Below are 13,397 nucleotides of genomic sequence, written 5' to 3'. Positions count from 1 at the left end.
CTAACTCTTGGATTTATCAAAACGGCAACCTAGTTTTTTTATAGTATTTTAAAATAACTACTGAGACTTAAATGGAGAATAACAAAGAATGTAAAAATAAGTGTAGATAAAAAGAAATGGAGCTGTATTAAGCATCCGGCTATACTACCGAAAATCAAACATTTTATTAGAAGTAAATGGATTCCAGTCAATCGATAACGAGACTTTGGTGCACACCATCGACTCCAAATTAAAATAAGAATAACGGGTGCTCCTATTCCTAGTAAAACATTTATTGTTGGGTTCATAGTTAACCTAAAACCCCAGTAACCTAAAAATAGCACAGCAAGCAGTTCCAATATAAATGCAAGTAGTAGATTAAATATCTTGATAGCGTTCATAGTTTGCTCCTTTTTGATTGATTGTATCAAAAAAGTACCAATGCAAAAATAGCATTGGCACTTTATTTTACATCGCATAAATAAATTTCAATAAAATAGGAATATATAGCATATAAATCAAGACGGAATATCCCATACTTGAAGCTGCAAACTCCTCGTCGGCATGATAGGTTCGCGCAAGAATAGGAACAGAATTTTGTACAGGCATTGCTGATTGAATAATAAATACTTGAAGCATTAGTGAAGGTATTTGAATCCATTGACCAAGTAACCAAACAATAAGCGGTGATAGAATGAAGCGACCAATTAAGACGCCAGCAATATCTTTATTCATTTTAAGGTTTTTTACACCATTAAAATAGACCATGATCCCAATGGCAAACATAGATAATGGCGTTGTTAAATCCGCTAAATAAGTTCCAAAGCCTTTGACTAAAATCGGAACTTTGAGTGCTAGAATCATCCAAATTAATCCAATAATAAATCCTAGTAGGGCAGGAGAAAAGATTTTCTTTAAAGCGACTAGAGGATGAAAAGTAACACGTGTTTCTTTGATTTGCGGACTATCGGTAGCAATCAAATAAATGCCTATTGTCCAAAAAATGGTTGTATTTATAATATAATAAAGCAATACATAGGGAATCGATATTTCACCAAAAATAGCTAAATTAATTGGTAGACCAATAAAAATCGTATTAGAGCAAGTTACCATTGTAGAGAAAGTTCCCTTTCTAGTTTCAGTGATTCGAAAGAGCTTCCGATAAATGAAGCTTACCCCTAAAGTAATCAGCATAGACAGTAAGGGAATAATCATTCCTGAAAATAACGATAAAAATTCATCGCGCGAAAAATTTGCTGTAATGTTTAAAAACATACTAAAAGGCAAAGACAAATTTAAAACAATTTTAGAAAAGACATCTGCCGAACGATTGGTAAACCATTGTTTATAAGACAACCAATAACCAACAAACATCAGTAAAAAAATAACGAAGATATTGAGATAAGCTTGTAACAAATGTTTTCCTCCTTTTTATAAAAAAATTGTTCCTTTTCTAAATAAGAAAAAGAACAATTTGATTATTTTCTTTTTTGTTGCTTACCTGCATTACGTCCATTTCCTTGTTTAGTGTTGTTTGGTTTAGGAGTTGGTTTTTTTTCTTTCGCAGGTTCAACCGAATCTGTCACGTCTTTCATTGGTGTCACGACAGTTTTTGGCGGATTTTTTTTCATTTCTTCAGCAATTTGAGCACGAATTCTTGGCTTCATAATCACGTTAGTAATAAATGTTTGTAAACAACTAAAGATACCACCGACTACCCAATATAAGGTGACTCCAGCTGGAGCGGCAAATGAAACCATAACAATCATTAGTGGAGAAACAATTAACATACTGCGCATTGTTTTCTTCTGTTCTTCAGGAATCCCAATTAATGAAAGATATCCTTGTAGTACATAAGAAAGACCAGCAATAATTACCAAAACAATACTAGGGGAACCAAGTGAAATTCCTAAGAAAGTTGCTTTATCAATTCCTGGAGTAAACTGAGCAGTAAAGTATAGAGCAGTAAAAATTGGCATTTGGATTAACATTGGTAAACAACCAATTCCACCAAGCATACTGACATTGTTTTCTTTGTAGATACTTTGCATTTCCGCTTGGATTTGCATTTGTTCTTCACGTGATGTAGCTGCTTTTAGTTTCTTTTGAACGACATCGATTTGTGGTTTTAGGAATTGCATTTTTTCGCTCTGTACCATTGCTTTTTTCGACTGACCAATACCTAGTGGTAAAATAATCAATCGAACAATGATTGTTACAATAATAATTGCTAAACCAAAACCTAAGCCCATATCCGTAGCAATATAGGAAAGAAATTTTCCTAAAGGTTGCACCAACGTACGATAAATGAGCCCATTTGGATCAGGTGTCCCATCTTCCAAACGACTTACACAACCAGATAATGTGATTAAAAGCGCGAAAAGACCGGAGCCAACCAGCCAATTTTTTATTTTTCTCATGTACTTCTTCCTCTACTTATTAAATTTAGACAATGATAACTATACTAAAAAATAGTCATCTTTTCAATGAACAAAGCAAAAATTAAATGTGAAAGAAGTATGAAGGCTTTAATTTGTGATAAAACGATCTCGTTCAGTAATAGCTGCATTTTCCTCAATAGTGTAAAAAGTGACACGTCCGTAGGGAGCAGGAGATGCTTTAACTTTCTCAATAAAACGATCGATGCTATCTTCTTCACCCATGGCTTCGATGGTTACTGAACCATTGTCTTCATTCATTGCACTACCATAAATTCCTAATTCATCAGCAAGTATTTTAGTCATAAAGCGAAAACCGACACCTTGAACACGTCCTTGAACATTCATTCGAATCTTTTTCATATTCGCCACCTCTTTTTCCATAATGATAGCGCTTTTTACTGATTTGAACAAGCCTTGGAATTTCTTTCATGCTATAATGAAACTTGAGGTGAAGACATGAAAGAAATTCAGTCTACTAAGAATGGGCTTATTAAAGAACGTAAAAAATTACATAAACGCAAGTACCGTGAACAGGAAGAGAAGTATTTACTTGAAGGCTTTCATTTAGTTGAAGAAGCTGTAAAGTATGGTGCTAAAGTCGAAGAAATCTTTATTGATGAACGTGGAAAAAAAGAGTGGGGAACATGGATAGCTGAACAAGTGATTACAACATATTTCGTTTCAGATGAAGTAATGAAACAGTTGTCTGATTTGCCGACACCTCAAGGAATGATTGCAGTTGTTCAAAAAGAAGAGCCATCGGAAATAGCCTATCAAGGAAAGTGGTTATTATTAGATAATGTCCAAGATCCAGGAAATGTGGGAACTATGATTCGTACGGCTGATGCAGCAGGTTTTAGTGGTGTTTTACTAGGTAAAGGAACCGCAGACGTTTATAGTACGAAAGTCTTGCGCAGCATGCAAGGAAGTCAATTTCATTTACCTGTGATTTCCTGTGACTTAGTTGAAGAGGTATTGAAGTTTCAACAAAAACAAGTTCCTGTCTATGGAACAGAACTAAACATTGATGCGCTACCATTTAATCAAGTGAATAAAACTGCCGATGTTGCACTAATTTTAGGAAATGAAGGACAAGGCGTTTCTACTGAGCTGTTACAAATGGCTGATAAAAACTTATACATTCCTATCTATGGTCAAGCAGAGTCATTAAATGTTGGTGTAGCTGCTGGGATTTTGATGTATGTCTTTGTATAATTATTGTGTGAAAAAAGTATAAATTTTAAGGAACTATTAAAATTATTTATCAAAATGATGATATTCTAGAATTTTAAAGTCAGCGTGCTATACTTTTAATAGATACAAAAATGCAAAGTAAAAGGTGGCCAAAAGATTCATATGACAGCAGAATGGCAAAAAGATACAGAATATCTATCTTATGTAGAAGATTTACTTGCAACAGATGAAGTTCAAAAATTATCAGAATTTGTTCAACATATGCATTCAACTCGCTTAGATCATTCAATTAGTGTTTCTTACAATAGTTACAAACTAGCAAAACGCTGGAAAGGCGATGCCCGCGCAACAGCACGTGCAGGTCTATTACATGATTTATTCTATTATGACTGGCGTACAACGAAATTTGATGAAGGATCTCATGCGTATATGCATCCACGCATTGCAGTACAAAATGCAGAAAGATTAACAGAACTTTCTGATTTAGAACGTGACATTATTGTCAAACATATGTGGGGAGCAACCATCGCACCACCACGTTATAAAGAAAGTTATATTGTAACAATGGTCGATAAATATTGTGCGATTCAAGAGGCCACTAGCCCCTTAGTGAAACGCTTTAAATCAAGCGTTCAACGTGTCGTTGTAAGAAATCATTCTATATAAGAAAAAGCAGGTGATAGCGTGAGCTATCACCTGCTTTTTCTTTATGCCGCCCAATAAGTACCAATTAACACAATGATTGTTAGTACTAAAATCAGTGCTGCTAAGATGCCGACGATTAAGAAATGTCGTTTTTTATTCATTGCGACAATTGCAATAAATTCTCTTAAAAAGGCGTTTGGTAAGTAATACAAAGCAGTTTTTGCACCAATACCATCTGCTTTTAATCCTGCCCAGCGAGCGAAAATGCCTGCTCGAAAGATATGATAATTGTTAGATGAAAAAATAACAGTCGCATTATCGCCAAAGTTTTGACGAATGATTTCTTTTGAAAATTGCATGTTTTCTAAAGTGGTAGTAGAGTTTGTTTCAACCAAAATATCACTTTCGGGAATATTTTGGGTTAAGGCATATTGTTTCATTGCAACTGCTTCTGAAATCTTCTCATCGGAACCTTGTCCACCTGACATAACTAATTTTGGTGCTTTACCAGTCGCTTTTTGTTGTTGATGATAAAAAGTGATGGCTTTGTCAATTCGGCGAGCTAATAATGGTGAAACGCGTTCACCATTAATCAATCCAGCTCCTAGAACAACAATACAATCTTGTTTGTAACGAGGATGGTTGAATTGATACAAGATAGAAACTGTTAAGAAATTTAAGAAAACAAAAGCAAAATAAAAAAGAGTCATCGGTAAGATGGATAGTACGAGCGTTGCCCAGTCTGGTAAACTACTGGCGATAAAATGATCGTAGACGAGCCACAGAGTCATCAGAATGGCTAAAATCAAAGTTAATAAGTTTGCCAAAGAACGTGATTCTTTCCGAATAACAATAACTGCATTCCAATACAATAAAAGCATTAATCCTGTAAAACCAAAGGCTAATACTAGTAACAAACACACACCAAGAATAGCTAGTAATAAAAATACAACAATGTTTGGTGTTTGAATAAAATTAAGCACTAAATAACTACCAAAAATGACGATGAATAAATTAAATAAAAAGCCGTTTAATAATCTGGTTTTTTCTAGACGATAAGAAAAGAAAAAGAGACCAAAAAATAATAATGGAATTACTAAATAATAAGTACCATTTTTAGCTTCAAGTACCCCTAAATACACAGAGAGTGCAAGTAGAGTCCAGCTACTTAAAAAGAAAAATTTATCAGGCTGTGGTTGTTTTTTTCGCCACCAGTAAATGCCTCCTGTTCCTATTAAATAAGGAATTCCAAAAATAAATAATTGCATTAACCCCATACGATCACTCCATTCATTAATAAATTAAGTATAACGAATTTTGTAAAAAAAATCTTGTTTTATTTATTTGTAAAAATCCGTTACAATGAAAAGAAGAGATGAGTAGGAGGGATGATAGGCGTGGAACTAGGTGAAGTAATACGTAAAAGATTACCTGAGTTTGCAGTAATTGGAAAAGAAGGTCGCGGATTGGCAACGGAAGCTGCTTCATGGGTTCCTGAATTGTGGGAACTAGCAAATCGTGATTTTGAGGAACTAGCAAAAGCAACTAGTGAATGGGAAGTTGCTTCAGTAAATTTATGGGGATTGATGAGTGATGCTAAACGCTGGTTAGACCCATGGCAAGAAGAAGGTCGTTATCTAGCTGGTATGCAGTTACCTCATGAAATAAAACCACCACACGATTGGCAACGTTGGTTAATTCCAGCAATGGAATATCTTGTTGTGAAAACCAATGAAGCTAATTTAGAAATGATGACAGAAAAAATGTTTGAAGAAATTTTACCACAAGAAAAAGCTGAATTAGTTGCTGCAATTCAAGAACATTATTTACCAAGTTTTGAACCTGGTGAAGTAGAATTATATTTTCCAATTAAAATATTATAAAAAAAACGTGTGTCGTTTTTCCGTGAAGGAAAAGACACACGCTTTTTAATTAAATAACCCTTTAACCGCTCGCCAAGCTTGAACAAAAATATTAGCTTTTTTCACTTCTTGACTAGCAAGTAAGGCAGTTTTTGTAGTATCGTCATCGCTTTCTTCAATAAAACCTAGTTTGTCAGGGGAAACCGCTTGGACAGTTCCGACATTTGCTCCTTTTTCAATAGGAGCTTGTAATTCGTTATCGTCAGTAATACGTTTTGGATTTAAAGAAGTATTGAACGTCACATCATCTTTCGACATAGAAGAATGTAACCAAACTGTTAGTGCTTTTTCTGTTTGTACAGGAACAGTTAATTCTTTTCCTTGATGAACAGGAGCTGTTTTAAATTCAGAAACAGTTGCATCTTTTGCTAAGACTTCTTCTTTTTTCCAATGTTCAAAGCTGTAATCCATTAAGCGGCCTGTTTCAACAAATCGTGCGCCTGGATCAGCTTCATGGTTTGTGGCATTCAATACCACAGTGATAATTCGTTGGCCATCTTTTGTCATCGTTCCTACAAAACAAGCACCCGCTAAATCGGTAGTTCCGGTTTTTAAGCCGTCAACCCCAGCTTTTTCGTAAAGCATACCTGGCAGCATCCAATTCCAGTTAACCATTTCAATTGGTGAAAATGTGTGCGCGCCGAATTCTTGTTTGGGTGTTGAAGTTACTTCTAATACATCTGGATAATCGTCAAGCAGATGACGAGCAACAATCGCTACTCCTTTTGCAGATAAAATGTTTTCATCTTCTGTCTTAGAACCAGGGTAGATGTGTTCACCGAGATAAATATTATTTAAGCCGGTAGAGTTTACGATTTGAGCATCTTTAATGCCCCAGTCTTCTAATTGTTGTTTCATTAAGTCGACAAAAGCTGCTTCAGAGCCAGCAATTTTCTCGGCCAATGCCATTGTAGAAGCATTGGATGATTGAATGAATGCTGAGTCGAACAAGTCTTTTACAGTATATTTACTGGTCGCTTCTAAAGGAACATTTGAAAGTTCCGGGTGAACACTTAACTGTGCGACAAAATCTGAAATTTCAATTTCATCATCCCAAGCAAGTTTACCTTCTGCTACTTCCTTTTCCACTAAATAAAGACTGATAATTTTAGTAATAGAGGCAATACCTAAGGCGTCGTCACTGTTTTGATCATATAAGATTTTACCTGTATCTGCGTCAATCGAAAGAGCTGCTTTAGCTTCCACTTTGAAATCGCCAGACAATTCATCTGCTTGCACACTAAAAATGGGTACAACTGATGAAAGGAAAAACAAAATTCCCGCTAATAGGGGGAGAAAGCGATGTTTTTTCTTCATAAATACTCTCCTTTAAATAGTCTCAACTTAAGAGTGTATCAAATTCAAAGCAAAAATAAAAGAGTTTAGTTGCAACTAAACTCTACGATGAGATTTGTGAGAAGTTTCCACTCGAACTGGAATACTTGCGTTCGTTTCTGTTTGACTAATTTGGTAGGCCAGGAAAGAGAACACGACCAACAATCCCATTAATCCAAAAACAGAGAATAATGAAACAAATGTGGTTAACATAGACAGCACACCTTTCATAATTATTGATACGTGGAAGATGGGAATCGAACCCACACCTTGAAATATAAATAAGTACGACCTATTTAACGGAACAAACCTTGTTCATCCACAAAAAGTATTAATGCTTGATTAATTGGAAAGAAGTATCTTCTGTTTCATCGTAAAAGGAAATCTGTTTGCCGTTTTGTTCAAAAACAATATGATATCCCATTGAATCGATTAGTGTAAGACGCTCAGAAGTATAGTCTATGACAGTTGTTGGTTGGAGCTTGTTTTGGATATATAATTGTAAGTCAGTTGTCACTGTCACATGGACTTGGCCTTTTTGATGTTGTCGATCATATGACCAATGACCTACAAAAGTATCTAGCTGTTCATCTGTTTTTTTTCTATGACGGATAAACGTAGAACCTACGATACCAGTCACTAAAGAAGTTCCCAAAAAAAGTATTCTGCCACTCACCTAATCACTCCCGTTCACTTATCAAGTTACCGTTATTGTATCATGACAGTTAAGAAAATAACTGGGACTAAGGTTGGATTTTTCAAGAAGTTTTTGTGATTATATGTTAAAATTTCTCTAAGTAGCTAAGAAATTTAGATTTAGTTAAACTATAGAAAAGAGGAAACGTATATGATTCATTTAGGGATTATTGGAACAAATTGGATTACCCATCAGTTCGTACAAGCTGCATTAGATACAGCTCGTTACACATTGACAGCTGTTTATTCAAGAAGACTCGAAACTGCTCAGGAATTTGCGGATAAGTATGAAGGAGAGGTTATTTGTGAAACAGAACTAGATACCTTTTTAGCCACACCATCATTGGATACAGTATATATTGCTTCACCAAATAGTTTGCATTTTAATCAAGCAAAAGCGGCTATTTTAGCAGGTAAGCATATTATTGTGGAAAAACCTGCTTTTTCAAATCCACAAGAAATGGCTGAGATTATTGACTTAGCCAAACAACAGAAAGTCTTTTTCTTTGAAGCGGCTCGTAACATTCATGAAGAAAGTTTTCAAACGATTGCTAAATTTTTACCATCAGCTGAGCATATTATCGGCGCAAACTTTACTTATATGAAATACTCTTCACGTTACGATCAAGTATTGGCTGGAAAAGAACCAAATATCTTTTCTCCAAGCTTTTCAGGTGGTTCTTTATCTGACTTAGGTGTGTATGCCATTTATGCAGCGTTAGGTTGGTTTGGTGTACCAAATGAAGTGCATCATTTTGCTCGTAAAATTGCTACCGGAGTTGATGGTATTGGTACTGCAATTTTAAGATATGACACGTTTGATGTAACGATTCAACATGGGAAAATCGCTAATGCAGAATTGCCGTCAGAAATTTATTTTGATAATGGCACATTAGAATTGAATGGAATTAATGCGATTGAAAAAGCCGAACTGCATAATCGAGAAACTGGCACAAAAACTTTAGATGTGACGGCCAAAGAAAATCCAATGATTGAGGAAGCGCTTGATTTTGCGCAAATCATTGAACAGCCAGCTGATTCAGAGAACAGCGCACGTTATGACGCTTGGGTTGAATTAGCACGCAATGTAAATGAGGTATTATATGAATTGAGAAAACAGGCCGACATCAGATTTGATGCGGATCAGGAATAGAGGAACGAATGTGATGTCAGAATTTAAACTGCCTGAAAAATGGCAACAACGCTGGGATGAAGAAGGATTTACTACGCCCTCACTTATCCAAGAATCAGTGTATCGCCCATTAATCGAAGGAGAAAGTCTTGTAGGTATTTCACCGACGGGTTCAGGAAAAACGTTGTCTTATCTTTTACCAACAATGCAAAATGTTCAGTTGAATGAAGGCAATCAATTGTTGATTTTGACTTCCTCACAGGAATTGGGTATTCAAGTAGCTGAAGTTGCCCGTCAATGGGGAAAAGAATTAGGGTTAAATGTTCAACCGTTTATCGGTGGGGCGAATGTCAAACGTCAAATTGAAAAGTTAAAAACAAAACCAGAAGTACTGATAGGGACACCTGGCCGAATTGTTGAATTAATTAAACAAAAGAAAATTAAATCACATCAATTAAAAACAATTATTTTTGATGAAGCTGATCAATTGTTTTTACCTGGTGCCAGTCATTTGGTTGAAGAAATTATCAAAAGCTTGCAACAAGAGGTACAATTAGGCTTCTTTTCTGCAACGGCGGATCAAGCATTAACCGCAATTCAAGCAATTAAACCAGAGATTCAGGTAATTGATGTAACAAAAGAAGACCAAAGTAAGGGCGTAGTAAAGCACACATATCTTGTTTATCCAAATCGCCGCTTGGTTGATGGGTTGCGTCGTTTGGCAAATATTGAAGGGTTCCAAGGACTGGTTTTCTTCAATCAATTGCAAGACTTAGGGAGTGCGGAAGAAAAATTATTATTCCATCATTTACGTGTTGCATCATTGGCATCGGATCAATCCAAGGATTTACGTAAGATGTCGCTAGAATTATTTAGACAAGGGAAAATTGTGGAATTACTCACAACAGATGTGGCTTCTCGAGGTTTAGATATTGCCGAATTGCCGTATGTTGTCAACGCAGAGGTACCTTTAACGAAAGAAAGCTATTTGCATCGTGCAGGTCGTGTCGGACGAATGGGCGCTTCTGGCCAAGTAGTGACCATTGTCCAAGAAAACACGTTGCCACGTTTGAAAAAACTAGCCAGAGAGTTAGACTTAACGATAGAAGAAGTCTTTTTACATGGAGGCGCGTTACTTGATGAACAACCTGAAAAGGAAATCCATCAACCTAAAGAACGCAAATCATCGAAACCAAGTGAAGTGAAAATCAGACAAGAAGCAACTAAGTCAAAATCAAAACCAAAAGCAAAAGTAAAAAATCGTAAAAAAGCTCAAAAAAATAAAGGTGCACGAAAACGAAAAGAAATGTAAAGGAAGAAAGACATGTATTCTAGAAAAGAAGAAATTCTGCAAACTATTGAACTGCATAAAAAAGGATTGACTGCTGCTGAAGTTGCGAATCTTGTGCAGATTGATCGCAGTAATGCCAGTCGTTATTTGAGTGAACTTTATAAAGAAGAGAAAATTCAAAAACGTTCAGGTCGACCAGTAGTGTACGAAGCAATTTCTGATGACCAGGTGCATGTGGACACTTCTACCGACATCACGTTTGAAACGTTAGTCGGAGAAAATGCTTCTCTTAAAGTAAGTATTCAACAAGCAAAAGCGGCTATTTTATATCCACCTAGAGGGTTGCATACGATTATTTTTGGAGAAACCGGAACTGGTAAATCCATGTTTGCTGAATGTATGTATCATTTTGCTGTACAATCCCATACACTCGAAAAAGCCGCTCCGTTTGTTTCATTTAACTGTGCTGATTATGCTCAAAATCCGCAATTATTATTTGGGCATATCTTTGGTATTCGTAAAGGGGCATATACTGGTGCGACAGAGGATAGTCCGGGATTGATTGCTAAAGCAGATGGCGGTATTTTATTTTTAGATGAAATTCATCGATTACCGCCAGAAGGGCAAGAAATGCTTTTCACTTTTATTGATAAGGGAATTTATCGTCCGTTGGGAGAAAGTGCGCAAGTTTATGAAGCTTCTGTACAAATTATCGGAGCGACTACGGAATCATCAGACTCTTTTTTAACGACATTTAATCGTAGAATTCCGATGGCGATTACCTTGCCAAGCTTAGCAGCACGCTCATTAGATGAACGTTACGAAATTATTTCACTGTTTATTAAGCAAGAAGCAAATCGCTTGAATCAAAAAATTCAAGTAGAAAAAGAAGCCATTTTAGCTTTTATGCTTTATGATGCAGAAGCGAATATTGGACAAATTAAACGGGATTTAAAGTTAGTCTGTGCAAAGGCTTTTCTGCATTATCGCACGCATCGACAAAAAGCTTTATTGATTCGCAAAAAAGATTGCTCCTTGCAAGTTCAAAAAGGGCTGTTAAAAGTAAAAGAAATGGCTGATCGTTTGGATCGTTTTTTGGAAGGAAAAGGAGAATTTTTAAGTTTTGACCCTGGAGAAGCAGATGTTGTGTGGTCAGGTGATCCAGAACGTAATATGCAAGTGTACAATGATATTGAAGAAAAAGTATCTTCTCTAAGTCAAACTGGGGTAGAAAGTGTGGATTTAGAGAAATTAATTTCTCGTGATGTTGATGCGTATTTTGAAACGTATGTGGAAGAATTGGCACAAACACCTGTCCAAAAAGAGCTTATTCCTCAAGAATTATGGCAGTTAACCAACCGTTTGTATGATATTGCTGAAGAAGAACTTGATCGTAAATACAACGAAAAAGCTCGTTTTGCATTTGCTATGCATTTACAAAGCACTCTTGATCGTGTAGCAGAAGGGCATATGATTGTCCATCCAGATTTAAACACCATTCGAAAACAGTTGAAATCTGAATTTCAAGTTGCTCTAGACTTATCGAATATCATTGAAGAAGAATGTGATGTTGAAATCCCTTTTGATGAAATTGGTTTTATCAGTATGTTTTTATCCATTCAAGTTGGAGAATACGAACCATTACCTGTGAATAAAGTTGGGGTAGTCGTCTTAATGCATGGTCGAGCTACCGCAAGTAGTATGCTGGAAACTGCACAAGAATTATTAGGTACCAAAACAGGAATGGCGATGAACATGTCTTTAGAAACTGAAGTTCAAGAAATGTATGAAGAATTATTAGCATATGTTTATGCATCAAGGGATGAATTAGCAAACGGCTTGTTAATTTTGACCGATATGGGGTCGCTAAATTCTTTTGCAAATTTAATCTATGAAGAAACTGGTATTCGAACAAAAGCTATCTCGATGGCAAGCACCATGATTGTTATTGAAGCATTACGCATGTCAGATACGGGACGTAGTTTAGAAGATATTTATCAAAATATTCAAATATCCTTTGAAAATATTGTCCGTGAACAATTCCGTTCGCTATACGAAACAAAACGCACGAAAAAAGCCATTGTAGTTACTTGCTTTACAGGAGAAGGTGTCGCTGCAAAACTGTATCAACGAATTGCACCAATTGTTGATCAATCGAAAGTGGAAATTATACAAATGCAGTTTATTGAACGTGAAACCTTTAAAAAACATATTGACGGATTGTTGGAAGAGTATGAAATTCGTGCTATTGCTGGAACTGTTGAAGTAGAATATCAAAATATTCCATTCTTCTCTGCTTACGATATATTTAATCATGAACAATTAAACACGTTAAAACGAATTGTAAGTGACGATGTACCTATAGACACAATGGTTGATTCGTTAAAGGGGACAATTACTCATGTTGCTTCTTTGAAATCATTGATTACAGATTTACAAAAAGCAGTGCAACAAATTCAATCACAAATGCATTTAATTGTTGAACCAAGTGCTGAAGCAGGAATTGTGATTCATCTTGCTTTCTTAATAGAAAGCCTCTTAAAGGAAGAACCAACTCGTCGTTTTCCAAATTTAGCAAGTTTCCAAAAAAAATATCGTTTAGAAGCTGACCAATTACGAACAAGCTTAATGCTAATTGAAAAAAATTACAGTCTGCGTATTCCTGAAGATGAAATTGCCTTCTTGACGCAAATGTTTATTGAGAACAAAGTAGATACACATCTTAGTAATTACACACTGGAAAACTAGTGTGTAATTGCTGT

The 13,397-nt window shown here is 35.7% G+C and carries 14 protein-coding genes; 6 read left to right on the top strand and 8 right to left on the bottom strand.

Features of this window, described 5'->3' with window-relative positions:
• Positions 1-38: 38 nt before the first annotated feature.
• The 4 genes from AC4BC5_RS02110 to AC4BC5_RS02095 form a co-directional block, all read right to left on the bottom strand.
• A complete protein-coding gene (locus AC4BC5_RS02110) occupies positions 39-380 on the bottom strand; it encodes a YrdB family protein (protein ID WP_490496531.1) in 342 nt (113 codons plus the stop codon).
• 67 nt (positions 381-447) lie between these two features.
• Positions 448-1,395: an AEC family transporter gene (locus tag AC4BC5_RS02105; RefSeq protein ID WP_490496530.1), complete on the bottom strand. Its 948-nt coding sequence runs from the start codon at positions 1,393-1,395 to the stop codon at positions 448-450.
• A 62-nt stretch (positions 1,396-1,457) separates the two neighbouring features.
• Positions 1,458-2,399, bottom strand: coding sequence for a membrane protein insertase YidC (yidC, locus tag AC4BC5_RS02100; protein WP_490496529.1), 942 nt, complete (start codon positions 2,397-2,399; stop codon positions 1,458-1,460).
• Positions 2,400-2,507: 108 nt separating this feature from the next.
• Positions 2,508-2,780 (bottom strand): acylphosphatase, encoded by a 273-nt coding sequence (locus AC4BC5_RS02095; protein WP_490496528.1) that lies wholly within the window; start codon positions 2,778-2,780, stop codon positions 2,508-2,510.
• A 96-nt stretch (positions 2,781-2,876) separates the two neighbouring features.
• On the opposite strand from AC4BC5_RS02095, the gene AC4BC5_RS02090 reads away from it, so the two are divergent.
• Together AC4BC5_RS02090 and AC4BC5_RS02085 are read left to right on the top strand one after the other, a co-directional pair.
• Positions 2,877-3,635 carry a TrmH family RNA methyltransferase gene (locus AC4BC5_RS02090; RefSeq protein ID WP_490496527.1) on the top strand — a complete coding sequence of 253 codons (759 nt, stop codon included), beginning with the start codon at positions 2,877-2,879 and terminating at the stop codon, positions 3,633-3,635.
• 141 nt (positions 3,636-3,776) lie between these two features.
• Entirely contained in the window at positions 3,777-4,280 is a 504-nt protein-coding gene (locus AC4BC5_RS02085) for an HD domain-containing protein (RefSeq protein ID WP_490496526.1), read from the top strand.
• A gap of 41 nt (positions 4,281-4,321) precedes the next feature.
• On the opposite strand, the gene AC4BC5_RS02080 is transcribed toward AC4BC5_RS02085, so the two are convergent.
• Positions 4,322-5,536 carry a YdcF family protein gene (locus AC4BC5_RS02080; protein WP_490496525.1) on the bottom strand — a complete coding sequence of 405 codons (1,215 nt, stop codon included), beginning with the start codon at positions 5,534-5,536 and terminating at the stop codon, positions 4,322-4,324.
• A gap of 120 nt (positions 5,537-5,656) precedes the next feature.
• On the opposite strand from AC4BC5_RS02080, the gene AC4BC5_RS02075 reads away from it, so the two are divergent.
• A complete protein-coding gene (locus tag AC4BC5_RS02075; RefSeq protein WP_490496524.1) occupies positions 5,657-6,142 on the top strand; it encodes a GyrI-like domain-containing protein in 486 nt (161 codons plus the stop codon).
• 45 nt (positions 6,143-6,187) lie between these two features.
• Here AC4BC5_RS02075 and AC4BC5_RS02070 read toward each other — a convergent pair whose 3' ends face one another.
• From AC4BC5_RS02070 to AC4BC5_RS02060, 3 genes are all read right to left on the bottom strand, one after another.
• Positions 6,188-7,498 carry a serine hydrolase gene (locus AC4BC5_RS02070; RefSeq protein WP_490496523.1) on the bottom strand — a complete coding sequence of 437 codons (1,311 nt, stop codon included), beginning with the start codon at positions 7,496-7,498 and terminating at the stop codon, positions 6,188-6,190.
• A gap of 75 nt (positions 7,499-7,573) precedes the next feature.
• Positions 7,574-7,729, bottom strand: coding sequence for a hypothetical protein (locus AC4BC5_RS02065; RefSeq protein ID WP_490496522.1), 156 nt, complete (start codon positions 7,727-7,729; stop codon positions 7,574-7,576).
• 118 nt (positions 7,730-7,847) lie between these two features.
• Positions 7,848-8,192 (bottom strand): DUF4828 domain-containing protein, encoded by a 345-nt coding sequence (locus AC4BC5_RS02060; protein ID WP_490496521.1) that lies wholly within the window; start codon positions 8,190-8,192, stop codon positions 7,848-7,850.
• 171 nt (positions 8,193-8,363) lie between these two features.
• Here AC4BC5_RS02060 and AC4BC5_RS02055 point away from each other — a divergent pair, with 171 nt between their 5' ends.
• Genes AC4BC5_RS02055 through AC4BC5_RS02045 form a run of 3 tightly spaced genes read left to right on the top strand, consistent with a single transcriptional unit; the run spans position 8,364 to position 13,383 of the window.
• Positions 8,364-9,365, top strand: a complete 1,002-nt coding sequence (locus AC4BC5_RS02055; RefSeq protein ID WP_490496520.1) for a Gfo/Idh/MocA family protein — start codon at positions 8,364-8,366, stop codon at positions 9,363-9,365.
• A gap of 13 nt (positions 9,366-9,378) precedes the next feature.
• Positions 9,379-10,656: a DEAD/DEAH box helicase gene (locus tag AC4BC5_RS02050; RefSeq protein ID WP_490496519.1), complete on the top strand. Its 1,278-nt coding sequence runs from the start codon at positions 9,379-9,381 to the stop codon at positions 10,654-10,656.
• Between the two features lie 12 nt (positions 10,657-10,668).
• Complete coding sequence (locus AC4BC5_RS02045; protein ID WP_490496518.1) at positions 10,669-13,383, top strand: sigma-54-dependent transcriptional regulator; 2,715 nt, start codon at positions 10,669-10,671, stop codon at positions 13,381-13,383.
• Positions 13,384-13,397 lie beyond the last annotated feature (14 nt).

It is taken from the genome of Enterococcus sp. AMC2644 (assembly GCF_058216475.1).
The sequence above is the reverse complement of the archived record's forward strand: the minus strand, read 5'-3'. Positions and strand labels throughout refer to the sequence as shown.

Coding starts and splice junctions, on each gene's coding strand:
- AC4BC5_RS02055 (WP_490496520.1), top strand. CDS start 8,364: ATGATTCATTTAGGGATTATTGGAACAAATTGGATTACCCATCAGTTC.
- AC4BC5_RS02095 (WP_490496528.1), bottom strand. CDS start 2,780: ATGAAAAAGATTCGAATGAATGTTCAAGGACGTGTTCAAGGTGTCGGT.
- AC4BC5_RS02050 (WP_490496519.1), top strand. CDS start 9,379: ATGTCAGAATTTAAACTGCCTGAAAAATGGCAACAACGCTGGGATGAA.
- AC4BC5_RS02085 (WP_490496526.1), top strand. CDS start 3,777: ATGACAGCAGAATGGCAAAAAGATACAGAATATCTATCTTATGTAGAA.
- AC4BC5_RS02090 (WP_490496527.1), top strand. CDS start 2,877: ATGAAAGAAATTCAGTCTACTAAGAATGGGCTTATTAAAGAACGTAAA.
- AC4BC5_RS02070 (WP_490496523.1), bottom strand. CDS start 7,498: ATGAAGAAAAAACATCGCTTTCTCCCCCTATTAGCGGGAATTTTGTTT.
- AC4BC5_RS02110 (WP_490496531.1), bottom strand. CDS start 380: ATGAACGCTATCAAGATATTTAATCTACTACTTGCATTTATATTGGAA.
- AC4BC5_RS02065 (WP_490496522.1), bottom strand. CDS start 7,729: ATGTTAACCACATTTGTTTCATTATTCTCTGTTTTTGGATTAATGGGA.
- AC4BC5_RS02080 (WP_490496525.1), bottom strand. CDS start 5,536: ATGGGGTTAATGCAATTATTTATTTTTGGAATTCCTTATTTAATAGGA.
- yidC (WP_490496529.1), bottom strand. CDS start 2,399: ATGAGAAAAATAAAAAATTGGCTGGTTGGCTCCGGTCTTTTCGCGCTT.
- AC4BC5_RS02045 (WP_490496518.1), top strand. CDS start 10,669: ATGTATTCTAGAAAAGAAGAAATTCTGCAAACTATTGAACTGCATAAA.